Here is a 24055-nt window from a genome sequence, read left to right as displayed (position 1 = left end):
AAAGTATACTCAAGTGTACTTTCGCGTCAAAACCCGTGATGATGGCTCCATGGATATGCGAGAAGAGACCGTCCGCGCTGACTCCGATGAATCGAGGACCGTTCTGGTGGTCGGCGCTTCGCGGGGGCTGGGGTACGCGATGACCGCTGAGTTTCTCGATCGCGGCTGGCGGGTGATCGCTACGGTGCGGGATCCCAGCGTTGGATCTCCGCTGAAGGAACTGGCGGACCGGGCGGACATGGCGCTCCGGGTTGAAGGATTGGACATCAACGACCCCGAGCAACTCGCGATCCTCCGCGAGACACTCGCCGACGAGCGCGTCGACATTCTCTTCGTCAACGCAGGGATCACCAATCACCGGCAGACGCCGATTGCCGAGGTGCCGACTGCGGACTACGTCGAGCTGATGGTGACAAATGCGCTCAGCCCCATGCGGGTCATCGAAATGCTCCAGCACCTTGTGCCCGAAGGGGGACTCCTCGGCGCCATGTCTTCGGGGATGGCCAGCATCACCAACAACACCAGGGGAAACGAGGAGCTCTACCGAGGGAGCAAGGCCGCGCTCAACATGTTCATGCGGAGCTTCGCCGTCCGGCAGGCAGGTAGTGGCCGCGCGATCGTACTGATGACACCGGGCTGGGTGCAGACTGCGCTTGGCGGAGCCGAAGCGCCGCTCACGGTTGACGAGAGCGTCCCCCTTGTCGTCGATGTGCTGGTCTCTCGATTGGGCCACTCGGATCTCGAGTTTCTTGACAACGAGGGGCGCGTGATCCCCTGGTAGTCGAACGGCTGACGACGCAGGTGCTTGGCGGGATCACCGCTCAACGGCGATCGCGACGGCGGTAGCCGGGGCATCGACAGGATGGTGGGCGACGGCGCTTCAGCCCACGTTCTGCCGCGAATCGGTCCGATCGGCGTGCGCACTCATCGCACTGCCGAGCGCGGCGACGATCGGGCGAGCCGGCTGATCGGCTTCTCGACGAGCCACCAGCTGAGCGTTGCGGCGACAACGGTGAGCAACGCTGCAACCAGCTCCGCAGCGGGGAAGGTTCCGCGCAGCCACAGTGTGATCGGGTAGTTCCAGAGGTAGGCGGCGTACGAGACGATGCCGAGCGCGACGAGCGGACGGACTGCCGGAAAGGGCACGGCATCCCCGTGTCGCCATGCGCGGCTGATGAACAGCGCGGTGACGATCGCGATGACCGGTGCGGCGATCAGGTAGGTCGCGGCGTGCCCTCGCAGGGGGATCACGCTCAAGGCCGCGAGAACCGCGCACCCGATCGGCGTGACGAATCCGGGAACCCGGATGCGATCCCGCAGGACCCGCGAGGCGGCGCCGATGACGAAGCAGATCGTCCAGGAGGTGTGGAAGGTGTACACGAGGTCCGGATACTCGCCGGCCCAGAGCAGGCTGAGCACGCAGAGTGCCAGGCTGATCGCGCCCGCACCGATCAGCAGAGGGCGGATCTTCCTCCATCGCCACGCCAGGAGCAGCAGCGCGGGCCACACCAAGTAGAACTGCTCCTCCATCGCCAGTGTCCACAGATGGAAGATCGCGTCGCTGCCGTGGTCGAAGGGCAGGTTCGCCGTCCAGGTCAACGCGACCAGAACCGTGCGCGGCAAGGTCTCCTTGTCTCCCAGCGGATCGAACACCAGCGTGACCAGCACGAAGCACGCCATCATCGTCACCAGAGCGGGCACCAGCCGCACCGCGCGGCGCCACGCGAAGCGTCGCAGCCTTATGCTTCCGCGCGCCGTCAGCTCGTCCAGCAGCACGCCGGTGATCAGGTGCCCGCTGAGCGCGAAGAACATGACGACACCGACGATGCCTGCCCCGCCGAACAGCTCCGGAAACGCGTGTCGCAGCATCACCAGCAACACGGCGACGCCTCGGAGCAGGTCGATGCCGGCGTTGCGTCCCGTGCTCACGCGGCCGTCATCGCGGCGCGGACGAGCTCGTCGAGCAGCTCCGGGTATGTGAGTCCGCGGGCCGCGAACATCCGCGGCACTTGCGATTGAGCGGTCATCCCCGGCATCGTGTTCACTTCGTTGAGAACGAGTCCGGCATCGGTCAGGAAGAAGTCGATCCGAGCGGCCCCCGCACATCCGAGAGCGTCGAAGATCGCCAGCGCTGCCTGCTCGAGCAGAGTCTGCTCGTCGGGTGTCAGCCTCGCCGGCACTCGGAAGTCGGCGGTGCCGTCGTACTTGCGTGCGGTGTCGAAGAGGCCGTCCGCAACGACGATCTCCAGCGGCGCGGAGACGATGCGACGCCCGTCGGCGCACGCCAGCACGGCGATGTCGATCTCGCGGCCAGAGATGTAGGACTCCACCAGGGCGCGATCGTCGAGCGCGAGAGCCGCTCCGATGGCGTCGGGAAGTCGATCCTGTCGGTCGACCCGCGTCACGCCATGACTGGACCCGGCCGCGACCGGCTTGACGACCACCGGCAGGGCGATGTCGGTGGGGATCGAGCGGGTGTGCGTGACGAGGAGGCCTGGCGCGGTGCGAACCCCGACCGCTTCGGCGACGAGCTTCGTGGTCCACTTGTCCATCCCGAGCGCTCCCGCGCGTACCCCCGACCCGACGTACGGGACGCCGGCAAGATCCAGGAGAGCGGCGAGCGTGCCGTCCTCCCCGCGCGGACCGTGCACCGCGGGGAAGACGACGGCGCAGCCCTGCAGGAGCGAGACCACCTCTCCCAGGCCCACGGCGGATCCGGCAGCATCCCACCAGACCCCGTCGCGACCGATGGTGAGGCAGAGGACCTCGTACCGCGACGGGTCCAGCGCGGCGGTGACGGATGCCGCGGACGCGACGGAGACGTCGTGTTCGCTGTTCGCGCCACCACCGATGACGGCGATCCGCAGTCGGCTCATCGGATTCCCCCGTAGCTGCGGCCGACGCGGGCGCCCAGCCCGGTCATGATCTCGTGCGGGAGCGTGCCGGCCCACCGGCTCCAGTCGGCGACCGTGGGCTCACCGTCGTCGCCGTTGCCGAACACGGTGATGCGATCCCCGAGGTGCACCGGCATGTCGCCGACGTCGATGACGATCTGGTCCATTGACACCGTCCCGGCGAGCGGGCGGCGGTGCCCGTGCAACGCCACCTCGGCGACGGCTCCGGCAATCCGGGGGATGCCGTCGGCGTATCCCAGTGGCACGAGCGCGAGCCGCGTCGCACGTTCCGCGGTCCACGCGTGCCCGTACCCGACTCCGCTTCCCCGCGGTACGTCACGGACGCCGATGACAGGCGCCGTCAACCGCAGTGCGGGCCGCAGGGCGGCCCCGATGCCGTAGAGACCTGCACCGATGCGGCTGAGGTCGAAGTGGGTCGAGGGGTGATGCAGGGTCGCCTCGGTCGCCGCCAGGTGCAGGGTGGTCGCACGCAGTCCCGCGCGGCGGAGTCTGCGCGCAGCATCGATGAAGCGCTCACGCCCGATGGAGGTGGAGGGGTGGTGGGGGCTGCCTGCCGAGGGAAGGTGCGACATGACACCGACGACGCTGACCTCGCCCGACTGCTCCGCGCGCCGGGCGGCGGACGCCAGAGCGTTCCATTCCTCGGGTGCCGCGCCATCGCGGTTCATGCCGGTGTCGATGTGCAGGTGAACCCGCGCGACGCCGCCGGTGCGGACCGCCGCCGTCGAGATCGCGGACAGGTGTGCGACGCTCGGCACGGCGAGGTCGATGTTCGATCGCAGCGCGTCGTCGAACGGCGCGTCCACGGGATTCAGCCAGCTCAGCACCGGGGCTGTGATGGCCGCGTCCCGCAGGTCCTGCGCCTCGGCGAGGGTCGCCACACCGAGGCTCGCTGCGCCGTTCGCCAGCGCGGTGTGTGCGACGGGGACGGCCCCGTGCCCGAACGCGTCGGCCTTGACGACGGCCATGATCTGCCCGGGGGTCAGGCTGGCGAGCGTGCGGACGTTCGAGCCGACCGCCCCGAGGTCGACCTCCAGGAGGGGAGTGGCACTCGTTCGCGCCAGCAATGAGGCACCGACGCTCATGCCGCGGCCCTCCGAGCGACCGGTGCGTAGATCGCGTGGTCGGCACCCGTCGCGTACGCCCAGTACCGGTCACCGTAACTCCAGTGCCACCACTCGGTCGGATAGTTCACGAGCCCCTGTGCCTCGAGCGCGGAAGCCAGCATTCCGCGGTTCACGCGCGCGTTCGCGCTGATGTTCGCGGCGTCGAACGCGCACGCGTTGCGGCTCTCTCCGGCGTCGCGTCGATGGGAGTCCCCATCCACAGCGGAGCGCCCGACGCGTCCGCGAGCGTGAGATCGACGGCCGCTCCGGCCACGTGGGGTGCGACGCCGATGGGCGAGACGAAGCGGCTGGTGAGGCGACGCAGCGAGAACTCGTCGAGCCCCGGCATCTCACGGCGGAGCGACTGCGAGTATCGGGAGAAGATGCCCTCCTGGTCCTCCGGACTGCGGTGCCCCTCACGGATGAGCAGCTGTATGCCTCCGGGGAGCTGCGCTTGCGCACTCGCGAGGCGGAGCGCCAGGGCGTGGCGAACGTAACGCCCCGCATCTCCGTCGCCCGTGTAGAGGAGGCCGAACGACGTGACATCGACGAGCGGGTCACCGTTCTCACGCGCGGGAATGGCCGCGATCTGCGGGTCGGCGAGCAGGACTGTCATGATTTCGAGGTTAGGAAGCATGACCGCACCCGCACATCGGTCCCAGGGATCGTCCGACGCGACCCGAGGATTACACGCGCGCCGCGGATGTCATCCTCGCGTCGCTTGACCGAGGTGTCTCCGACGGGTCTGCGAGCGTCCGACGGACTCTGCTTCTCTGAAACATCGAGTGGGGGGTGCTGCACGGCTGGTTCCTCTCGATCGATGGATCCATCCGACATCCCGCGATGTTGCGTGAGCGTATGCAGCAGGCCGCGCGGGCGCACGATGTGTGCGCGACGTGTTCTGCGACCTCGGCCCGGAGCGTGCGCACCTCTGCGGCACGTTGAAGATCTGAGGCTGCTCCGGCGTGTGGTGAAGAGGTTGTGGTGCGATGCGGCGCGGACGCATTCGATGTCCGCGCCGCATCGAATGGAGCGTTACTCGGCCGTGTTGGCGACGCTGACGCTCCAGGTGACACCGAAACGGTCGGTGAGCATGCCGAACCCGGCGCTCCACGCCGATGCGGCCAGGGGCTCGACGATCACGGCGCCGACCGACAGCGCATCCCAGTAGCCCTGGAGCTCATCGAGGGTGTCGGAACCGATCGAGACGAACAGTGCCTGGTCGGTCACCGTGGTGTTGTTCTCACGGCGAGTCGAGCCGCCGCCGGCGATCGAGCCCTCGGTCTGGCCGGGGATGTCGTAGCCCATCACCCGGAAGTCGTTCTCCGCGGCCACGAGACCGAACACGACCTTGTCGGCGCCCGGCGATTCGGCCGGCATACCGAGGTCTGAGTAGGTGTTGATGACGGTGTGCCCGCCGAACACGGACTGGTAGAACTCCAGTGCCGCTCGGGCGTCGCCACGGAAGTTCAGGTGGGTGGTGGTCTGAATGGACATGTCTGCTCCTAGTGAGGACAACGGCGGGGTGTTTCCCTGACGACATTCAGTCTCCTGGTCATGTAGGACGCTTTCTGTCCTAGTCGCCGACTAATCTGAAGAAGTGACCACGACCTCCCGGCTGCTGACTCTGCTGTCGCTTCTGCAGACTCGACGCGACTGGCCGGGCTCGCTGCTCGCCGAGCGGCTGAGCATCAGCCACCGCACGGTGCGCCGCGACGTCGACCGTCTCCGGGAGATGGGGTACAGCATCCGGGCGACGATGGGGGCGGATGGCGGGTACCGCCTCGATGCCGGCAGCGAGCTGCCCCCACTGCTGTTCGACGATGACCAGGCGATCGCACTGGCTGTCTCCTTGCGAGCGGCGACGGTGACCGGCGTCGGCATCGAGGAGGCAGCCCTCCGTGCCCTGACCACCGTGCGGCAGGTCATGCCGTCCCGCCTGCGGCATCGCCTGAATGCACTCGAATTCACGACGATCCCGAGCCGCGGCGGCGACGCAGCGCCCACGTCGGTTTCCCCGGACGTCCTCATCGCGCTATCGACGGCGGCCCGATCCTCGGAGGTGCTGCGGTTCGAATACGCCAGCGGACGCCCTGACGCCACCTCTGACGCAGCACCTCCGCGTCGGGTGGAACCGCACCATTTGGTGACCTCGCACGGGCGCTGGTACCTCGTTGCCTGGGACCTTCACCACGACGACTGGCGCATCTTCAGTGCCGACCGCATCGCACCCCGCACCCCGACCGGACCACGGTTCACGCCGCGCGAGATACCGGGCGGCGACGTATCCGAGTACGTCTCCGCCCGCTTCAAAGGCTCCGAACGCACTGATCAATGGCCCTGCACCGGGAAAGTCATCCTCGGTCGCCCCGCCAGCTACGTCCTCCCCTTCGCGGGCGACGGGATCGTCGAAGACCTCGGCTCCGGACGGTGCAGCCTTGAAGTCGGCTCCTGGTCCTGGGTCGCACTCGCCGCCGCCCTCAATCGTTTCGACACCGACATCCAGGTCGTCGGACCGCCGGAACTCAGTGAGGCATTCGCCCGGCTCGCCGAACGCAACGCCGCAACCGCAAGAGGCAACGATCCCGCCGCCTGATCAGGTGATGAATGGGCAACGGTTCGATTCGCCCAGGTCGCGCCGATGGACGAAGGGTCGGCAGCCCCTGATCTAGGATCAGCGACAGGGGTGGCTCAGCGACATGGACACAGCGATCGACGCGGTCATCGAGATCTTCACATGGGTGGGGTTCGGTGCCGGCGCGCTGCTGGCGGGGGTCGCGCTGATCGCGTACCTCCTCGATGGGACGTGGGTGCCGGTTCGTGCAGTGGTGGAGCCGACGGAGCACGGTCCCGTGGTGCGCTGGTTCGGGGAAGACGGCGGCGTGAACGAGGCGCCGCTCACTCCCGAACAGGTCCGCGCGGTCGGCAGCGCCGGCATGTACGACGTGTTCGTCCGTCGCGGCTGGGCGAATAGCATGCGGTTCACGCACGGCTCGCCGCTGGTCCGAGCGTTCGCGCTCCTGGCGGCCGGATTCCTCGGCCTGGGCGTGGTCGCCCTCATCGTCTCGTCCGTGCTGCTGTTCTCGCGCGGGTGAGTCCGTCCTGATCCCGACGAGGCTCACCCGAGCGCGAGCATCCCTCCGGCGACGAGGGCGAGGGCCAGGCCCGCCCACTGCAGGCCGGCGACCCGTTCGCGCAGCACGATCGCCGCGAGGATGATCGTTCCGGCCGGGTAGAGCGCAGTGAGAGCCGACACGATCGACAGATCGCCGATGCGCAGCGCGAGCAGCATGATGGCGTTGGCCGCGGCATCCACCACACCGCACCCGATCGCCAGCCACCACGCGTGGGCTCGCGTCGCAGGTGACGCGAGCCCCCGCGGAGCATCGTGCACGGCATGCTCCAGGTCGGCATGGCCTGTGGGGGTCGCGCCGACCCGCGCTCCGGCGACGTCCACAACCGAGACGGCAGGCCGCCCGTTCGCCCGCGCACGCAACGCGAAGACACCGACGATGGCGACCGTGATCACCAGGTTCGTACCGCGATTGAGGATGAGCGGCACCACGCCGCTCTGGTCGCTGGTCTGGTCGATCACGATCAGGAACGCCCCGATCGCGAGGCCTGCGCCGACAGCCATGAGCAGCCCTGGCGTGCTCGGCCGGACCATCTTCTCGCCCGGAATGAACCCGACCAGCACGACGGCGACGAGCGCGACGCCGAGCCCCGCGTAGCCGACCGGCGACAGCGTCTCGCCGTTGACGAGCAGGCCCCAGAGCATCGGTGCGATCGCCGAGACGACCGCAGTCAGCGGCGAGAGGATGCTCATCGGTCCGATGGCCAGGCATGCGTACAGCAGCGCGATCGCGACGACCCCGATGGCTCCGGACAGCGCACCCCACGCGACGTCCGCGAGCGTCCAGGTCCCGCCCACGAGGGGAAGGGCGGCGCCGAGGACCACAAGTCCGGATGCCGCGGCGACGGCGGTGACGACGATCGAGCGCAGCCGCTTCGCGGCGAGACCGCCGAGGAAGTCGGCCGCCCCGTAGACGACGGCGCCGACGAGTGCGAGAACGGCCGAGAGCATGGTCGCTCCAGCCTAGGGATTTCGCCCCGACGATATTGCTAGCTAAGCTAGCGATATGCAGAAATCTCCCACCGCGCTCCGTCAGCCGACCCGGTGGTTGAGGATCGGCATCCCCATCGTGCTCGCCCTCGTCTGGCTCGTCGGAGGAGCCGTCGGCGGGCCCTACTTCGGCAAGGTGGGGGAGGTCTCGACCAACGATCAGTCCTCATTCCTGCCGCAGAGCGCGGACGCGACGCGGGTCAGCGAACGTCTCGCAGACTTCACCGGGGGAGACACCATCCCGGCAGTGGTGGTCGTCGCGGGCGAGAGTGCGCTCACGGACGACGAGATCGCCGCCCTGCAGACGGTGTCCGCCGACATAGGCGCGCTGGACGGCGTCTCGGGCGACGTGTCGCCCCCCGTGATCTCCGAGGACGGCCAGGCCGCGCAGATCTTCGTCCCGGTCGCCACCGACGGTGAGATCCGCGAGGTCGTGGAGCAGATCGCCGCGACGCTCGAGTCCGAACTCCCGGACGGGCTGGAGGGGTGGGTGACCGGCCCGGCCGGATTCACCGCAGACCTCGTCAGCGGCTTCCTCGGCATTGACGGACTGCTGCTTCTGACCGCTTTGGGCGCGGTCTTCGTGATCCTGATCATCGTCTATCGCTCGCCGCTGTTGCCGGTGCTCGTGCTCATGACCTCGATGTTCGCGCTGTGTGTGGCGCTGCTGACCGTGTGGTGGCTCGCGAAGGCGGGCATCGTCGTGCTCAACGGGCAGGTGCAGGGCATCCTGTTCATCCTCGTGATCGGTGCAGCCACCGACTACGCGCTGCTCTACGTCGCCCGGTTCAAAGAGGCCGTCGCCGACGGGGAGACGAAGTGGAACAGCGTCACGCGCGCCTGGCGCGGAGCGTTCGAGCCGATCCTCGCCTCTGGCGGCACGGTCATCGCGGGTCTGCTCTGCCTGCTCCTGTCCGACCTCGCCACCAACCGCGCACTCGGCCCGATCGCGTCGATCGGCATCGTGTTCTCGATGCTCTCCGCCCTGACCTTTCTTCCTGCGCTGCTGGCGCTCGTCGGTCGCGCGGCGTTCTGGCCGTTCATCCCGAAGCACCCCGCTGCGGAGCTGCCGGACGACCTCAGCCAGCCCGTCAAGGGCTTCTGGGCGAAGCAGGCGCGTCTGGTTGCGCTTCACCCCCGCCGTGTGTGGATCATCACCTCGCTGGTGCTGGTGGCCGCGTGCGCGGGTGCGCTGCAGCTCAAGGCCGACGGCGTACCCTCCAGCGACCTGGTGCTCGGCGCCTCCCAGGCGCGCGACGGCCAGGAGGTCCTCGCGGAGCACTTCCCCGGCGGCTCGGGCAGCCCCGTCTACGTCATCGTCGCGGACGATCAGCTCGTGGACGCCGTCGGGGTTCTCGACGACAGCTCCGGCGTCGAGTCGGTCGCCATCGTCTCCGAAGACTCGCCCACCGGTCAGGCAGCGGTAGCGATCGAAGCCGGCCAGCCGGTGTTCACCGCCCCGGGCCCGCCCGGAACCGCCGCGCCGGAACCGACCGTCGTCGACGGCGACGTGCTGCTCGTCGGCACGCTCACCGACACGGCGGACTCGGTCATCGCGGAGGACACCGTACGCGAGCTGCGGACCACGTTCGCGGACGAATTGGGCGAGGGCACCGCTCTGGTCGGCGGCGTCACGGCGACCGATGTCGATACGAACGACACCTCGATCCGGGACCGCACCCTCATCATCCCGGTGATCCTGTTCGTGATCCTCCTCATCCTGATGCTCCTGCTGCGCTCGATCCTGGCGCCGATCATCCTGATCGTGAGCACCGTCGTCTCGTTCGGGACGGCGCTGGGCGTCAGCGCACTGGTGTTCAACAACGTGTTCGGCTTCTCCGGGGCGGACCCGGCTGTGCCGCTGTACGGCTTCGTCTTCTTGGTCGCACTCGGCGTGGATTACAACATCTTCCTGATGTCCCGCGTGCGGGAGGAGTCCCTCGTGCACGGCACCAGACGCGGCATCCTGCGCGGCCTCGTCACGACCGGCGGTGTGATCACCTCGGCGGGGCTGGTCCTTGCCGCGACGTTCGCCGCGCTCGGTGTCATACCGATCCTGTTCCTCGCCCAGATCGCGTTCATCGTCGCCTTCGGCGTCCTGCTGGACACGTTCATCGTGCGCTCGCTTCTCGTCCCCGCGCTCTCATACGACATCGGGCGGGCGATCTGGTGGCCGTCGAAGCTGTGGCGGAACGGACCCGAAGTCACCGGTCGCGCGCAGCTTCCCGCGGGCGATGAAGGCGGAGGCGACGAAACGGCGCCGCCCTCGGACACGGCGACCGAAGTGCTCGCCGACGCTGGGCACCCCCTGACACGCGAGGAGTACCGTCGTACCCTCGGTTCATGACCAGAGCACTGTTCATCGTCGATGTCCAGAACGACTTCACGGAGCGCGGCGCGCTCGGTGTGGTCGGCGGGGACGCGGTCGCCGAGCGGATCACCCGGTTTCTCCGTGCGCACGCGGGTGACTACCGGATCGTGGTCGCGTCCCGCGACTGGCACGACGGCGATAACGACAACGGCGGGCACTTCGCGTCCGGCGAACCCGACTTCATCGACACGTGGCCGGTGCACTGCGTCGCCGGGACGTACGGCGCCGAGTACGACGAAGGCTTCGACACGGCCGCCGTCACGCACCACCTGAAGAAGGGTCAGGGCAGACCCGCGTATTCGCTGTTCGAGGGCGTGACCGACGAGGGCACCACCGCCTCACAGCTGCTCGAGCAGCACGGCATCATCGACATCGACGTCGCCGGACTGACGACCGACTACTGCGTCCGCCAGTCTGCGCTGGACGCCATCGAGCACGGGCGCCGCGTGCGCGTTTTCACCGACCTCGTGGCCGGTGTGCATCCGGACTCCAGTCAGAGGGCGCTCGCCGAGATCGCGCATGCCGGCGCAGTCCTTGCCGAGTCCGGTGCCTGACCCGACACCGGTGCGCCGCGTGCTCCTCAGCGAGGGAGATCGCGTGCGCAGCATCCGGCTCGAAGCGCTTCGTGACCCCGCCGCGGGCATGGCTTTCCTGGAGACGCTGGAACAGGCCCAGGCGCGCCCCGCCGCGTTCTGGCACGAACGGGCCGCCGGTGCGGCGCTCAGCGAATCCTCGGCGCAGTTCATCGCCGAGGTCGGCCGGGACTGGGTCGGCACCGCGACCGTGTTGATTCCCGAGGCGGGAGCGGTGGACTACTTCGGCCGCACGAATGTCGCAGGTCGCGCTCTGGTGGTCGCCGTCTATATTCGTCCGTCCCACCGCGGCCACGGCATCCTGCCCGCCCTGCTGGATGCCGCAGGCGAGTGGGCCGGTCTGCAGGGGCAGATCGAGCTTGCCCTCGACGTGCATGAGGACAACGCTCGCGCGCACGCCGCGTACGTCCGGGCCGGGTTCGTCGCGACGGGGGCGACTTCGGAGGGTCCGCATGGCGTGGAGCGGGAGATGGTCCGCGCGCTGTGACCGGACAAGCGTCACCGCCCCGTGGGGCTCGAAGCTGTGTCCCTCGGTGAGTCCTCAACGAGGCGGAGCACATGAAGAACGCGGCGCCCCCGAAGGGGCACCGCGTTCTCGGTGGGCCCCGTGGGGCTCGAACCCACGACCCGCGGATTAAAAGTCCGATGCTCTACCGACTGAGCTAGAGGCCCGCGTCCTCCAGCCTACTTGGGCTCCGACCGTGCCTCGCAGCATCGTGGATCGGTATTCTCCTGTCGCGATCTGCGGCTGCGCTCGGCATGTCGCGACGGGTGAAGCGCTGTTGCCCGCATGACAGTGCGACCGCCGACGCCACCTCGCATGCGTCGGCGGTCGCACCGCCCCCCGGAGACCCGGCCGAAGCCGGGAGTTCTGCTACATCGCCGGCGGCATCAGAACCGTGTCGATGAGGTAGACGGTCGCGTTGGCCGTCTGGACGCCACCGCAGATGACGGCGGACTCGCCGTTGACCATCAGGTCGTCTCCGCTGCCGGTGACCTCGAGGTCGGCGCCGTTCACGGTCGTGTGCATACCGGCGATGTCGGCCGGAGCGACCTGACCGGGCACCACGTGGTAGGTGAGGATCGACGTCAGCAGGTCGCTGTCTGTCTTGAGCACCTCGATGGTCGCCGGGTCGATCTTGGCGAAGGCGTCATCGACGGGCGCGAAAACGGTGAACTCATCGCCGTTGAGCGTGTCCACGAGGTCGACGCTCGGGTTCAGCTGGCCCGACACCGCGGCGACGAGAGTCGTGAGCAGCGGGTTGTTCGAGGCGGCGGTGGCCACCGGATCCTGTGCCATGCCCTCCACCGAGCCGGCACCGTCCGGGACTGCCTCGGCGTAACCTGCGCAGCCGGTTCCGACCAGGTTGGCCGCGGGATCCATCTCGGTCTCCGGCGCCATGCTCTCCTCGGCCACGGGTGGGGTGGTCTCGGCGGCAGTGCTGCTCGCACCCGTCGAACAGGCGCTGAGCGTGATCGCGGCGGCGAATGCCATCGGAACGGCGAGCAGGTAGAGCTTCTTGCGGGACATGGTGTCCTCCTAGGTTTCGCGTCGCCGATGCGGCGTCGCAGGGCCAGCGGTGCTGTGGGCCACCGAAGCGGCCTACACGGGGTCTTCGGTGCGTCCTCCCGATCGGATGGGAGAAACCTCGACATCCGCTCCGAATACGCTCTGCGCACGACGGAATCCCGCGCGACGCCGCCCATATCGCGCGTCGCCGAGCGAGATCGCATTCCGCGCCGAGTGTCAACCCTCGCGTCGCGTAACGGGACGAGGCCGAACCTGAGGCATGCTGGTGCGTGTGGTGATCGATGGCGTGGACGTGCCCGAAGAGGGCGCGAGCGCGATCGACCATGCCGGCGAGCTGCTCCTGCGGGTAGCCGAGGGTGATCAGGTCGCCTTCGCCCGCCTCTACGACATGCTCTCGCCGCGGGTCTTCGGCCTGATCCTGCGTGTCCTGGTCGACCGGTCGCAGAGTGAAGAGGTGCTGCAGGAGGTCTTCCTGGAGATCTGGCAATCCGCGGGCCGGTTCGCTCCGAACAAGGGGCAGGGAAGATCGTGGGTGCTGACGATCGCACATCGCCGCGCGGTGGACCGCGTGCGGTCGGCCCAGGCGAGTACGGATCGCGATGTGCGTGCAGGATTCCGGGACATCGGCGTGGCTTATGACGGTGTTGCCGAAGAGGTGGAATTGAGGATCGAGGGCCGCCGCGTGTCAGAGGCCCTCGCAACCCTGTCGGACCCCCAGCGCGAAGCCTTAACCCTCGCGTATTACGGCGGTTACAGTCAGAGCGAGATCGCGGCGCTCATGGGAGCGCCGCTGGGCACGATCAAGACGAGGATGCGGGACGGCTTGTCCCGCCTACGGGTGGAGATGGGGGTGACGACGTGAACGAGCAGGACTTCGCCGAGCTGGCGGCAGGCTACGTGCTGCACGGGCTGTCGCCCGAGGACACCCACGCATTCCAGACCGCCCGCCGACAGCATCCGGAGTGGGAGCACTACCTGACGGCGGATGCCGCGACCGCGACCCTGTTGGCGGAGACCGTCGCCGAGGTGCAGCCGCCGCCGAGTGTGCGCGCGGCGCTTCTCGCACAGATCGCCGGGAACGGCGAGCCGGTGCAGGTCGAGCCGGTGACGCCCGATGCAGAAGCCGAAAGCACGCCGCCGGCGCGACGCTCGCGTCGACGCACCACGGCAGGGGGGACAGGCTCGCCCGCGACGGGACGGTGGGGACCGCGCTCCTGGTTCGCGTTGGCGGCCTCTGTGGCGCTGCTCGTCGGTGTCGGATGGGGCGCTGTCTTCGTCAGCCAGCAGCTCAACGCCCCGGCATCCGTGGTCGCGCTCAACGAGATCGAGGCGGCGCCGGACGCACAGGCCGAGACGGTGACACTGCCGGAGGGCGGTGAGGCGACCGCCCACTGGGCGGAGTCGGTCGGCAAGGTCGTGCTCGTCACGGACGGGCTGCCGACGATCCCCGAGGACAAGAGCTACGAGCTGTGGTTCGTGCGCGGCGGAGAACCGATCTCGGCCGGAGTCTTCGCGGCCGACGACGGGAGCGCCACGGCGCTGCTGTCCGGCGACATGGAGCCCGGCGATGTCATCGCGGTGACCGTCGAGGTCGCGGGGGGCTCGCCGACCGGGCTGCCCACCTCGGACCCGATCGTCGCGATCCCGACGCAGGAGTCCTAGACGCACACGCGGTGCGGCGCTGGCCCGCGGCGTCTAGCGTGGGTGCATGATCCGGAACAGTCTCGTTACCGCGACGGTCTGACATGCTCGGCCGACGCACCTACACCGACGACGAAGTGGCCGCCGCGCGCTCCTGGTTCGCTGCCGCGGTCCATGCGTACCGCGGCCTCTATGCGGACGGCTCCGGCCGCGGAGCAGACCTGGAACATCGTTACGCCGAGGCGCTGGTGCTCTCGCTCGATCGATGGTTCGTCCACCGGCTGCGCGCGGTCGAGGGCAACACGACCAATCCACTGACCGAGCTCGGCCTGCTGGCGGAGTCGATCCTGGCGGGCGGCACGCTGACGGCGGCAAAAGGCATCCGCTACGACCCCGCCCACGCCGTGCTGGGACGCGCGCTCGGTGCGCCGGTGCTGATCTCGGTGACGGATGCCGAGAACCTGGCTGATGCGGTCTTCGCCGAGCTCGGGCGAACGTTCCGCGGGTAGCCTGGAACGGTGAGCGACGATTCGAGGGAGTTCCACAAGCCCGTGAAGCGGCCCGCCGAGCTCTTCGACCGTCGGTTCGCGGCCGAGGATCCCGCTGAAGTCTCGCGGGTCGCCCACTCGACGGCCCAGGCGCTGCTGGCTCGGGCGCGGTCCGACCCGAACGGGGAGGTCATCGATCGCCTGGTGGCTTTCACGGACGAGCACGGTATCGACGACATCGCCGAGCTGTGGTCCCGATCGCCCGCCCGGTCGCTGCCGGGGGCCCTCTGGCGGCTCTATCTGATCCAGCTCATGATCCACGACGATCCGCACACTGCCGCGCTGCTCTACGAGCGGGGGAGGAACGAGATCGTCTCGGCCGACCCCGTCGTCGCCGGTGCGCCGAATCCCGCCGGCCCCGAGGAGCTGGTCGACCTGGTCGACACGATCCTCCGCGGTCTGTTCCAGGGCGACTTCGCCGTGGCGCTGGACAGGGCCGCCGCGTTCTGCCGGGTCCAGGCATCCGGAGCCACCCACCTGGCGGACGATTACGAGTCGACGGAGCCGGACCGCGCGTCGGCGCTGACGACGCGCGCGCTTCGGCTCGCCGACTACGCGACCGACCTGGCCGCCTGCGCCTCGCTCTGGCGTCGCGAGTCGCTGACCTGACCGCGAGGGCGCAAAAGTGCCGGGCCGCAGAACGCCTCTCGGCGCGAGGCCGCTCGTAGCGGCAGAAGATGGAGCCCGGGGTTACTGCGGCCCGGCTCGTCCAGTGTAACCGAGCCTTCGCCGCGGGCATTCCCGGCAGGCGGTCCTCGCTAGGCTCGAATCATGGTTTCGCGATACGCCCTCATCATCGATCCGGCGACACCCGATGACCCGCGAACCGATTTCACCTCGACCTTCTCAGAGGTGGATGCGACCGCGCCCGCCCTCAGCGTCGGAGAACTGAGCACGCAACGCGGCGACGGCATCTTCGAGTCGGTCGGCGTCATCGACGGGCACGCGCAAGAGGTGCAGGCGCACCTGGACCGGCTCGCGCATTCCGCCGAGATCTGCGACCTGCCCGCGCCGAACCTCGAGCAGTGGCGGGCCGCAACCGTGCTGGCCGCCGCGCATTGCGGCCCGGGCGAGAGCGTGATCAAGCTCATCCTCAGCCGCGGTGTGGACCACGGGCCCGCCCCCACCGCCTGGATCACGGCGAACCCGGCCCCCGATTTCGCCGGGGTCCGCGTGCGCGGGGTACGCGTGGTCACGCTCGACCGCGGCTACGACAGCGCGGTGCCGGCGCGTGCGCCGTGGCTCCTGCTGGGCGCCAAGACACTCTCGTACGCGGTCAACATGGCCGCGATCCGCGAGGCGAAGCGCCGCGGCGCCGACGACGCGATCTTCGTCTCCACCGACGGCATCGTCTTCGAGGCTCCCACCGCGTCGCTGATCGTGCGGATCAATGACGTGTATGTCACGCCGGCTCCGACCGGCGGCATCCTGCAGGGCACGACGCAGCTGAGCGCCTTCAGCTGGATGCAAGCGCAGGGGCTGACCACCGAGTATCGCGACGTCCTGACCGACGAACTGCATCGGGCGGATGCCGCGTGGCTGGTGTCGTCGGTGCGCTTGGCCGCACCGATCACCGAGATCGACGGCACGACGATCCCACTCGATGCGGAGTTCACGGCGCGGCTGAACGAGTACCTGCTCAGCCCGCGCGACTGAGCCGGTCCGCGGCCGCGGGTCTAGCCGAAGCGTCCGGAGACGTAGTCCTCGGTCGCCTGCACGCTGGGGGTGGTGAAGATCGACCGGGTGTCGTCGTATTCGATGAGCTTGCCCGGCTTGCCCGTGCCCGCGATGTTGAAGAACGCCGTGCGGTCCGACACGCGCGAGGCCTGCTGCATGTTGTGCGTCACGATCACGATCGTGTAGTCGTTCTTCAGCTCGCCGATCAGCTCTTCGATCGCGTACGTCGAGATCGGGTCCAGCGCCGAGCATGGCTCGTCCATCAGCAGCACCTGGGGCGAGACCGCGATGGCGCGCGCGATGCACAGACGCTGCTGCTGCCCGCCGGACAGGCTCGAGCCCGGCTTGTCGAGCCGGTCCTTGACCTCGTTCCAGAGGTTCGCGCCCGTGAGTGACCGCTCGACGAGCGCATCCGCGTCGGACTTGGAGATCCGCTTGTTGTTGAGCTTCACTCCGGCCAGCACGTTCTCCTTGATCGACATCGTCGGGAACGGGTTGGGGCGCTGGAAGACCATGCCGACCTGACGGCGCACCAGGACGGGGTCGACGCTCGACGCGTACAGGTCGTCGCCGTCCAGCAGCACCTCGCCCTCGACGCGGGCGCCGGGAATCACTTCGTGCATGCGGTTGAGGGTGCGCAGGAACGTGGACTTGCCGCAGCCGGAGGGCCCGATGAACGCGGTGACGCTGCGCGGCTCGATCTGAAGGGAGACGCCCTCCACGGCGAGGAAGTCGCCGTAGTAGACGTTGAGGTCATTGACTTCGATGCTCTTGGACACGAGATTCTTTCTGCCGGCTCAGCGGCCGGTCTTGGGGGCGAACACCTTGGCTACGAGGCGTGCGACCAGGTTGAGGACCATGACGATGACGATGAGGACGAACGCCGCCGCCCACGCGCGGTCGATGTAGGCCTGCGCGGGGATGCCCTGGTTCATGTACTGGGAGTAGGCGAAGACGGGCAGCGTCATCATGCGGCCCGAGAAGAGGTCGTAGTTCATGGATGCCGTCACCCCGGCTGTGATCAGCAGCGGCGCCGTCTCGCCGATGACGCGCGAGATCGACAGCATGATGCCGGTGGTGATGCCGGCGATCGAGGTGGGAAGCACGACCTTCACGATCGTGAGCCACTTCGGAACGCCGAGTGCGAACGCCGCCTCACGAAGCTCGTTCGGCACGAGGCGAAGCATCTCCTCGCTGGATCGGACCACGACGGGGATCATCAGGACGGCGAGTGCGACCGAGCCCATGATGCCCAGCCGGATGCCGGGACCGAAGAAGATCGCGAAGACCGCGTAGGCGAACAGTCCGGCGACGATCGACGGGATGCCGGTCATCACGTCGACGAGGAAGGTGATGCCCCGCGCGAGCTTGCGGTCCTGCCCGTACTCGACGAGGTAGATCGCCGTGAACAGCCCGATCGGGATCGAGATGATCGCGGCGGCCAAGGTGATCAGCAGGGTGCCGACGATGGCATGCAGCGCACCGCCGCCCTCGCCGACGACGTTGCGCATCGAATGGGAGAGGAACTCGGCGGAGATCCCCGCGACGCCGTTGGTCACGACGGTCCACGCGACCGAGACGAGGGGCACCATGGCCAGGAGGAACGCGGCGGCGACGACACCCGTCACCAGGCGGTCCACGCCTTTGCGCCGGCCTTCGACCAGCGATGAGATGACGAGGATGAAGACGAGGTACGCCAGCGCGGCGACGACCGCCGCACCGGCGACGTTGACGTCGGTCTGCCCCGCCATCGCGATGACCGTGAAGGCCAGCAGGCTGAGCGCGAGGGTGCCGACCAGGATCGCCCAGGGCGCCCAGCGGGGGAGGTGGCCGTTGGTCAGGCGCAGCGGCGGCGACGGAATCTCGGGTACGCGAGGGGGAGCGGGAGGAGCGGTGGTCACAGTCATGTCAGTTGGCTCCCGAGAATTCCTTGCGACGGCTGACGATCCAGCGGGCGAGCGCGTTGACGGCGAAGGTGACGACGAACAGGATCAGGCCGGTGGCGATCAAGACGTTGATGTTCGTGCCGTACGCCTCGGGGAAGGTCAGGGCGATGTTGGCCGGGATCGTTCCCGGATTCTGCGCAGTGAACAGCTTGAACGACACGACGTTCGCGACCGACAGGACCATCGCGACGGCCATCGTCTCGCCGAGCGCGCGGCCCAGGCCGAGCATCGACGCCGACACGATGCCGCTGCGCCCGAACGGGAAGACGGCCATCTTGACCATCTCCCACCGTGTGGCGCCGAGGGCGAGAGCGGCCTCCTCGTGCAGTACCGGGGTCTGAAGGAAGATCTCGCGGCAGATCGCGGTGATGATCGGGACGACCATGACCGCGAGGACGATCGCCGCGGTGAAGATGGTCCGACCGGTGCTGGAGACGGTGCCGCCGAACAGCGGGATCCACCCGGCATAAGTGTTGAGCCATGCGAATATCGGCTGGACCGCGGGAGCGAGCACGATGATGCCCCACAGGCCGAACACCACCGACGGGACGGCGGCGAGCAGGTCGACGATGTAGCCGAGACCCTGCGCCAGCCGTCGTGGGGCGTAGTGCGAGATGAAGAGCGCGACGGCCACCGAGAGGGGCACCGCCATGAGCAGCGCCAGCAGCGATGCCCAGATGGTGCCGAACGCGAGTGGTCCGACGTACTGCCAGAAATTGCCCGTGAGCAGGGATGCCGTGTCGCTGGTGGCCGTCAGGCCCGGGATCGACTGGACGATCAGGAAGATCGCCACGGCGGCGAGGGTGACGAGGATCATCGATCCGGCGAAGAGCGCCGTTCCGGAGAACCAGCGATCGCCGGGCCGCTGCTTGACCTTGACGGCCGGAGCGGTGGTGGTGGTCATGAGTTCCTGTCTGGCTCTGTGTTCAGTCCGATTCCCGGCCCGACGTCGTGCGACGCGGGCCGGGAACCCATCGACTATTCGGCGACGATCAGGTCGATCGCAGCGTTGACCTTCTCCGTGAGCGCCTCCGAGATCGGCGCGTTGCCCGCGGCGGCGGCGGCCGCCTGCTGGCCTTCGGGGCTCGCGACGTACTGGAGGAAGCCCTTGACCAGCGACGCGGTGCCGGGGTCGGTGTACTCCTCGCAGGCGATCATGTAGCTGACGAGGACGATCGGGTAGACGCCGGCGGCGTCGGACGTGCGGTCCAGCTCGATGGCCAGGTCGCCCGCGGTGCGGCCCTCTTCGAAGGGGGACTCGTCGACGATGGCGGCGGCTGCCTCGGGCGAGTAGGTGACGAACTCGTCGCCGACCTGCACGGCCGCGCTCGCGAGACCCTCTTCGGCGGCACGGGAGGCGTCGGCGTAGCCGATGGTCCCGTTGCCGCCCTGGACGGCCGAAACGACGCCAGAGGTGCCCTGGGCGGCCTCGCCGCTCGTGAGCGGCCACAGTCCATCCGGCTCCGAGGTCCAGACATCCGGCGCGGTCGCGAACAGGTAGTCGGTGAAGTTCTCGGTCGTGCCCGAGTCATCAGCGCGGTGCACCGGTGTCACGGGAAGGTCCGGCAGCGAGGCGCCCTCGTTCAGCGCGGCGATGGCCGGGTCGTTCCAGTTCGCGATCGCTCCGGAGAAGAGGCCGGCGATCGTCGCGGCATCCAGGTTGAGCTCGGTCACGCCCTCGATGTTGAAGATCACGGCGATGGGCGAAATGTACGTGGGCAGCTCGACGATGTCGGTGTCGGCGACGCAGCCGTCGAATCCGCCCGCTTCGAGCTCTTCGATCTTGAACGCGCGGTCGGAGCCCGCGAATGCGACGGCGCCGGCCTGGAAGGACTCACGGCCTGCGCCGGAGCCGGCCGGGTCGTAGTTGATGGTCACGTCGGGGTTGGCGCCCTGGAATCCTGCGGTCCACGCCTGCACGGCGACTTCCTGCGACGAGGCGCCCGAGCCGGCGAGCTCGCCGGACAGACCGGCGGGTGCGGACGGGTCGGTGTTCGCGCCGCCGCCGGCCTCGTTCGCGGCGCAGGCGGTGAGGGCGAGGGCCGCGACGGCGCCGATGGCGCCGATCTTGGCAATTCGAGAGAGCTTCACTGTGAATCCTTCACGGTTGTCGGGTTTCGTGCCCGGTGCGGGGCACGGATTGACCGTAGACAGCGACTCTTACGAGAGTGCGCGCTCCTGGTGAACGGGAGGTGAACGCCGCGAGGTCAGCGGGCGATTCTTGTTCACTTGCCCTGTTCGTACGCCGCGACGCCCCTGCCGCGTACAAACAGCGCAAGTGAACAGGATGAGGATGCGAGGTCAGGGACGAGCGGAACAGGGAGGGGCAGCGCGACGACCCTCGGGGCGTGCGGCGACCCTCGACGTAGGGCGGGGACGCCTCGACGCAGGGCGGCGTCGCTCGGGGCGGCGCGACGACGCGTCGGGGCGGCGTGGTGACGGCGACCGCAGCGTGGCGGCATCGACCTGTCGCGATCAGATCTTCGGAGTGTGCGTCTCGATCGCGACGATGCCCGACCCCGGATTTTCCGCGGACAGATGCACCACCGAGAAGCCGCCCGCTTCGAGGGCTGATGCGCTGCCCAGATACGAGCCGCGCAGGGTGCCGGTGGCCAGCGCGATCTCGGTCAGGATCTCGGGCAGCACCGGGCCGTGGCTGCACAGCACGGCCGGCTTGCGCGCTCGCACGCGCTCGCCGACGATGGTGCGGGCATCCGATTCGCCCTCTTCCCACGCGTCCTGGCTGAGCCGCGCGGTCGTGTGGATCTTGCGGCCGAGAGCGCCGGACAGCGGCACGACGGTCTTCATGCAGCGGATCGCGGGGCTGGAGATGATCCTGCGCACACCGAACGACAGGAGCGGTCCGACGATCGCGTTGGCTTGCGCGCGGCCCCGCGCCGAGAGGGGACGGGTCGCGTCCTTGCCCTCCCACTCCTCGCGCGTGACGGCCTTGGCGTGACGCAGCGCGATGATCGGGAACGTGCGCAGGACGCCCTCATCGACCAGACGCGCGAAATGCTCGAGGATCTCGACGTCCACGGGGTAGCTCAAGCGGCCGAACGCCTTCTTCAGGGTCACCCACTCGAGGGCCGCGATCTCCTTGTTGGGCACGAACGCGGAAGCGCGGATCGCGGCATCCGTCGCCTCCGCGGCCCAGTAGTGCACGATCTTCTGCCGCTTGTTCGGCAGGCGGTATCTCGAGACGCCGACCGGCACGCCCAGGCTGACCCGGATGCCGGTCTCCTCGAAGATCTCCCGGCTGGCGGTCTCGGCGAGCATCTCACCGGGATCGACCTTGCCCTTGGGCAGGGTGACGTCCTTGTACTTCGTCCGGTGGATGAGCAGCACGAGGAGCTTCTCATCGACGATGCGCCACAGAACGCCGCCCGCCGCGTAGACGGCGGTTTCGGTCATCGCACCGCCCGCGCCCGACGGCGGCGCTGCACGTTGGACATGGTGCGGTCCTGGATGTCCACGAGTGGCTTGCCGTCGGCGTCCAGGCTGTGCCGCGCCCACGCGCCCTCGGAGTCCAGCCACCACGAGCTGGTCTTGTCGCTCATCGCGAGTTCGAACAGGTCGGACAGCTCCCTCAGGTGCACCGGCGCGACCACGCGGACGAGGGCCTCGACGCGTCGATCGAGGTTGCGGTGCATCATGTCGGCGCTGCCGATGTAGACCTGCGGGTCGCCGTCGTTCTCGAACATGAACAGCCGCGAGTGCTCCAGATAACGGCCCAGGATGCTGCGCACCCGGATGCTCTCACTCATCCCTTCCAGGCCGGGCTTGAGTGAGCAGATGCCCCGCACCCAGATGTCGATGGGCACGCCCGCCTGGCTGGCCCGGTACAGCGCGTCGATGATCTGTTCGTCCACCATCGAGTTGACCTTGATCCGGATGCTGGAGGGCCTGCCCGCCAGCGCGTTCCGGCGCTCCTTCTCGATCAGTCGCAGCAGTCCCTTGCGCAGGTGCAGTGGCGCGACGAGCAGCCGCTTGAACTTCTTCTCGATGGCGTACCCGGACAGTTCGTTGAACAGGCGGGTGAGGTCCCTCCCGACCTGCTCGTCGATGGTGAACAGTCCGAAGTCCTCGTAGATGCGGCTCGTCTTCGGGTTGTAGTTGCCCGTGCCGATGTGGCTGTAGCTGCGCAGCATCCCGTCCTCCTCGCGGATGACCAGAGCGAGCTTGCAGTGCGTCTTGAGTCCGACGAGGCCGAAGACGACGTGCACGCCGGCCTTTTCCAGCTTTCGGGCCCACACGATGTTGGCCGCCTCGTCGAAGCGCGCCTTTACCTCCACCAGGGCGAGCACCTGCTTGCCCGACTCGGCAGCGTCGATGAGCGCCTGCACGATCGGGCTGTCGCCGGACGTGCGGTACAGGGTCTGCTTGATGGCCAGGACGTGCGGGTCCTTCGCCGCCTGCTCGAGGAACGCCTGCACGCTGGTTGCGAACGATTCGTACGGGTGGTGCACCAGGACGTCGGCCCGGCGGATCGCCGCGAAGATGTCGGCGCGGCCGTTCTGGTCCGCGGGCTGGAATGCCACCGCCGTGGTCGGAACGTGCGGCGGATAATGCAGATCGGGGCGATCGATCCGGGAGAGGTCGAAGAGCCCGCGCAAATCCAGCGGGCCCGGCAGGCGGTAGACCTCCTGCACGGTGATGTCGAGCTCGCTGATCAGCAGGTCGAGAGTGAGCTCGTCCATGTCGTCGCCCACCTCGAGGCGGATCGGCGGGCCGAACCTGCGGCGCAGCAACTCGGCCTCCAGCGCCTGGATGAGGTTCTCGGTCTCGTCCTCTTCGATGACCACGTCCTCGTTGCGAGTCAGACGGAACGCATGGTGGTCGAGAATCTCCATCCCCGGAAACAGGTCCTCGAGGTGATTGGCGATGAGCTCCTCGAGCGGGAGGTACCGCACGGTGTCACCATGACGGGAGACATCGACGAAGCGGGGGAGCATCGGCGGCACCTTGAGCCGGGCGAACTCCTGCCGCCCGGTCCTGGCATTGCGGATGCGGATCGCGAGATTCAGCGACAATCCGGAGATGTACGGGAACGGGTGCGCGGGATCGACCGCCAGCGGCATGAGGACCGGAAAGATCTGGCGCTGGAAGTAATCCGACAGGCGGGCGCGTTCCTCGTCCTCGAGCGCCGACCACGAGATGACGTCGATCCCGGCCTCGGCGAGGGCGGGACGCACCTGCGAGGCCCAGACATCGGCATGCCGCAGCTGCAGGGCGTGCGCATCGGCAGAGATGTCCGCGAGCACCTCCTGCGGCGGCCGGCCGACGTTGGTGGGAACCGCCAGGCCGGTGATGATGCGTCGCTTCAGTCCGGCCACGCGCACCATGAAGAACTCGTCGAGGTTGCTCGCGAAGATCGCGAGGAAGTTCGCGCGCTCCAGCACGGGCACCGATGCATCTTCGGCGAGTTCCAGCACGCGCTGATTGAAGGCGAGCCAGCTGAGTTCACGGTCGAGGTAGCGGTTGTCGGGCAGCTGCGAGTCGAAGACCTCGGAAAGGTCGAAGTCGTCGTCGTCCGCGTCGCCGAGTCCAGCGTCGAGCACGTCGTGTTCGATCATCCCTTCATCATTGCAGGGTGAAGTGACG

25 protein-coding genes and 1 tRNA gene are annotated in these 24055 nt (G+C 68.4%); 11 read left to right on the top strand and 15 right to left on the bottom strand.

The features are described from left to right. The first annotated feature begins 49 nt into the window (after positions 1-49). Entirely contained in the window at positions 50-781 is a 732-nt protein-coding gene (locus ABD655_RS13575; RefSeq protein ID WP_344714720.1) for an SDR family NAD(P)-dependent oxidoreductase, read from the top strand. A gap of 143 nt (positions 782-924) precedes the next feature. Here ABD655_RS13575 and ABD655_RS13570 read toward each other — a convergent pair whose 3' ends face one another. The 6 genes from ABD655_RS13570 to ABD655_RS13545 form a co-directional block, all read right to left on the bottom strand. After that, on the bottom strand, positions 925-1929 hold the full coding sequence (locus ABD655_RS13570; protein ID WP_344714718.1) for an acyltransferase family protein: 1005 nt from the start codon (positions 1927-1929) through the stop codon (positions 925-927). Then, a complete protein-coding gene (locus tag ABD655_RS13565; protein WP_344714716.1) occupies positions 1926-2876 on the bottom strand; it encodes a D-alanine--D-alanine ligase family protein in 951 nt (316 codons plus the stop codon). Before ABD655_RS13565 ends, ABD655_RS13570 begins: the two co-directional genes overlap by 4 nt. Next, positions 2873-4000, bottom strand: a complete 1128-nt coding sequence (gene alr, locus ABD655_RS13560; protein WP_344714714.1) for an alanine racemase — start codon at positions 3998-4000, stop codon at positions 2873-2875. The genes ABD655_RS13565 and alr overlap by 4 nt, the downstream gene beginning before the upstream one ends. Next, on the bottom strand, positions 3997-4155 hold the full coding sequence (locus tag ABD655_RS13555; RefSeq protein WP_344714712.1) for a M15 family metallopeptidase: 159 nt from the start codon (positions 4153-4155) through the stop codon (positions 3997-3999). Before ABD655_RS13555 ends, alr begins: the two co-directional genes overlap by 4 nt. Then, complete coding sequence (locus ABD655_RS13550; RefSeq protein WP_344714710.1) at positions 4152-4637, bottom strand: M15 family metallopeptidase domain-containing protein; 486 nt, start codon at positions 4635-4637, stop codon at positions 4152-4154. The genes ABD655_RS13555 and ABD655_RS13550 overlap by 4 nt, the downstream gene beginning before the upstream one ends. Before the next feature lie 419 nt (positions 4638-5056). Next, positions 5057-5518 carry a VOC family protein gene (locus tag ABD655_RS13545; protein ID WP_344714709.1) on the bottom strand — a complete coding sequence of 154 codons (462 nt, stop codon included), beginning with the start codon at positions 5516-5518 and terminating at the stop codon, positions 5057-5059. Positions 5519-5621: 103 nt separating this feature from the next. Here ABD655_RS13545 and ABD655_RS13540 point away from each other — a divergent pair, with 103 nt between their 5' ends. Then, positions 5622-6617 (top strand): helix-turn-helix transcriptional regulator, encoded by a 996-nt coding sequence (locus ABD655_RS13540; protein ID WP_344714707.1) that lies wholly within the window; start codon positions 5622-5624, stop codon positions 6615-6617. A gap of 103 nt (positions 6618-6720) precedes the next feature. After that, the gene (locus ABD655_RS13535; RefSeq protein WP_344714705.1) at positions 6721-7116 is read left to right on the top strand and encodes a hypothetical protein; all 396 of its coding nucleotides are present in this window, start codon (positions 6721-6723) and stop codon (positions 7114-7116) included. A 23-nt stretch (positions 7117-7139) separates the two neighbouring features. Here ABD655_RS13535 and ABD655_RS13530 read toward each other — a convergent pair whose 3' ends face one another. Further along, on the bottom strand, positions 7140-8105 hold the full coding sequence (locus ABD655_RS13530) for an EamA family transporter (RefSeq protein ID WP_344714703.1): 966 nt from the start codon (positions 8103-8105) through the stop codon (positions 7140-7142). 55 nt (positions 8106-8160) lie between these two features. Between ABD655_RS13530 and ABD655_RS13525 the strand changes: the two genes are divergently transcribed. The 3 genes from ABD655_RS13525 to ABD655_RS13515 are packed head-to-tail and all read left to right on the top strand — an operon-like array spanning position 8161 to position 11595. Next, positions 8161-10491: an MMPL family transporter gene (locus ABD655_RS13525; RefSeq protein ID WP_344714701.1), complete on the top strand. Its 2331-nt coding sequence runs from the start codon at positions 8161-8163 to the stop codon at positions 10489-10491. Further along, a complete protein-coding gene (locus ABD655_RS13520; protein ID WP_344714699.1) occupies positions 10488-11069 on the top strand; it encodes an isochorismatase family protein in 582 nt (193 codons plus the stop codon). Before ABD655_RS13525 ends, ABD655_RS13520 begins: the two co-directional genes overlap by 4 nt. Next, on the top strand, positions 11062-11595 hold the full coding sequence (locus ABD655_RS13515) for a GNAT family N-acetyltransferase (protein ID WP_344714697.1): 534 nt from the start codon (positions 11062-11064) through the stop codon (positions 11593-11595). The genes ABD655_RS13520 and ABD655_RS13515 overlap by 8 nt, the downstream gene beginning before the upstream one ends. Before the next feature lie 112 nt (positions 11596-11707). Here the strand turns inward: ABD655_RS13515 and ABD655_RS13510 are convergent. Next, positions 11708-11780 (bottom strand) — tRNA-Lys (locus ABD655_RS13510). Between the two features lie 202 nt (positions 11781-11982). Next, complete coding sequence (locus ABD655_RS13505; protein ID WP_344714696.1) at positions 11983-12639, bottom strand: fasciclin domain-containing protein; 657 nt, start codon at positions 12637-12639, stop codon at positions 11983-11985. A 259-nt stretch (positions 12640-12898) separates the two neighbouring features. Here ABD655_RS13505 and sigK point away from each other — a divergent pair, with 259 nt between their 5' ends. From sigK to ABD655_RS13480, 5 genes are all read left to right on the top strand, one after another. After that, positions 12899-13501: an ECF RNA polymerase sigma factor SigK gene (gene sigK, locus ABD655_RS13500; RefSeq protein ID WP_344714695.1), complete on the top strand. Its 603-nt coding sequence runs from the start codon at positions 12899-12901 to the stop codon at positions 13499-13501. After that, positions 13498-14301: an anti-sigma factor gene (locus tag ABD655_RS13495; RefSeq protein ID WP_344714694.1), complete on the top strand. Its 804-nt coding sequence runs from the start codon at positions 13498-13500 to the stop codon at positions 14299-14301. The genes sigK and ABD655_RS13495 overlap by 4 nt, the downstream gene beginning before the upstream one ends. A gap of 83 nt (positions 14302-14384) precedes the next feature. Continuing rightward, the gene (locus ABD655_RS13490) at positions 14385-14789 is read left to right on the top strand and encodes a hypothetical protein (RefSeq protein WP_344714693.1); all 405 of its coding nucleotides are present in this window, start codon (positions 14385-14387) and stop codon (positions 14787-14789) included. A gap of 9 nt (positions 14790-14798) precedes the next feature. Further along, positions 14799-15437, top strand: coding sequence for a DNA-directed RNA polymerase subunit beta (locus ABD655_RS13485; RefSeq protein WP_344714692.1), 639 nt, complete (start codon positions 14799-14801; stop codon positions 15435-15437). Positions 15438-15599: 162 nt separating this feature from the next. Further along, positions 15600-16484: an aminotransferase class IV gene (locus ABD655_RS13480; protein WP_344714691.1), complete on the top strand. Its 885-nt coding sequence runs from the start codon at positions 15600-15602 to the stop codon at positions 16482-16484. Positions 16485-16504: 20 nt separating this feature from the next. On the opposite strand, the gene pstB is transcribed toward ABD655_RS13480, so the two are convergent. From pstB to ABD655_RS13450, 6 genes are all read right to left on the bottom strand, one after another. Beyond that, entirely contained in the window at positions 16505-17284 is a 780-nt protein-coding gene (gene pstB, locus ABD655_RS13475) for a phosphate ABC transporter ATP-binding protein PstB (protein ID WP_344714690.1), read from the bottom strand. A gap of 18 nt (positions 17285-17302) precedes the next feature. Further along, on the bottom strand, positions 17303-18412 hold the full coding sequence (pstA, locus tag ABD655_RS13470; RefSeq protein ID WP_344714689.1) for a phosphate ABC transporter permease PstA: 1110 nt from the start codon (positions 18410-18412) through the stop codon (positions 17303-17305). A 1-nt stretch (position 18413) separates the two neighbouring features. Then, positions 18414-19355 carry a phosphate ABC transporter permease subunit PstC gene (pstC, locus tag ABD655_RS13465; RefSeq protein WP_344714688.1) on the bottom strand — a complete coding sequence of 314 codons (942 nt, stop codon included), beginning with the start codon at positions 19353-19355 and terminating at the stop codon, positions 18414-18416. Positions 19356-19429: 74 nt separating this feature from the next. Beyond that, positions 19430-20542 (bottom strand): phosphate ABC transporter substrate-binding protein PstS, encoded by a 1113-nt coding sequence (pstS, locus tag ABD655_RS13460; RefSeq protein ID WP_344714687.1) that lies wholly within the window; start codon positions 20540-20542, stop codon positions 19430-19432. Between the two features lie 384 nt (positions 20543-20926). Next, positions 20927-21865, bottom strand: coding sequence for an NUDIX hydrolase (locus tag ABD655_RS13455; protein ID WP_344714686.1), 939 nt, complete (start codon positions 21863-21865; stop codon positions 20927-20929). Next, positions 21862-24027 (bottom strand): RNA degradosome polyphosphate kinase, encoded by a 2166-nt coding sequence (locus ABD655_RS13450; protein WP_344714685.1) that lies wholly within the window; start codon positions 24025-24027, stop codon positions 21862-21864. Before ABD655_RS13450 ends, ABD655_RS13455 begins: the two co-directional genes overlap by 4 nt. Positions 24028-24055: the final 28 nt, after the last annotated feature.

The sequence above is a fragment of the Microbacterium terregens genome (genome assembly GCF_039534975.1).
GTDB classification, from domain to species: Bacteria; Actinomycetota; Actinomycetes; order Actinomycetales; family Microbacteriaceae; genus Microbacterium; species Microbacterium terregens.
Note: the sequence above shows the minus strand (reverse complement) of the source record. Positions and strands in the feature narration are given on the sequence as shown.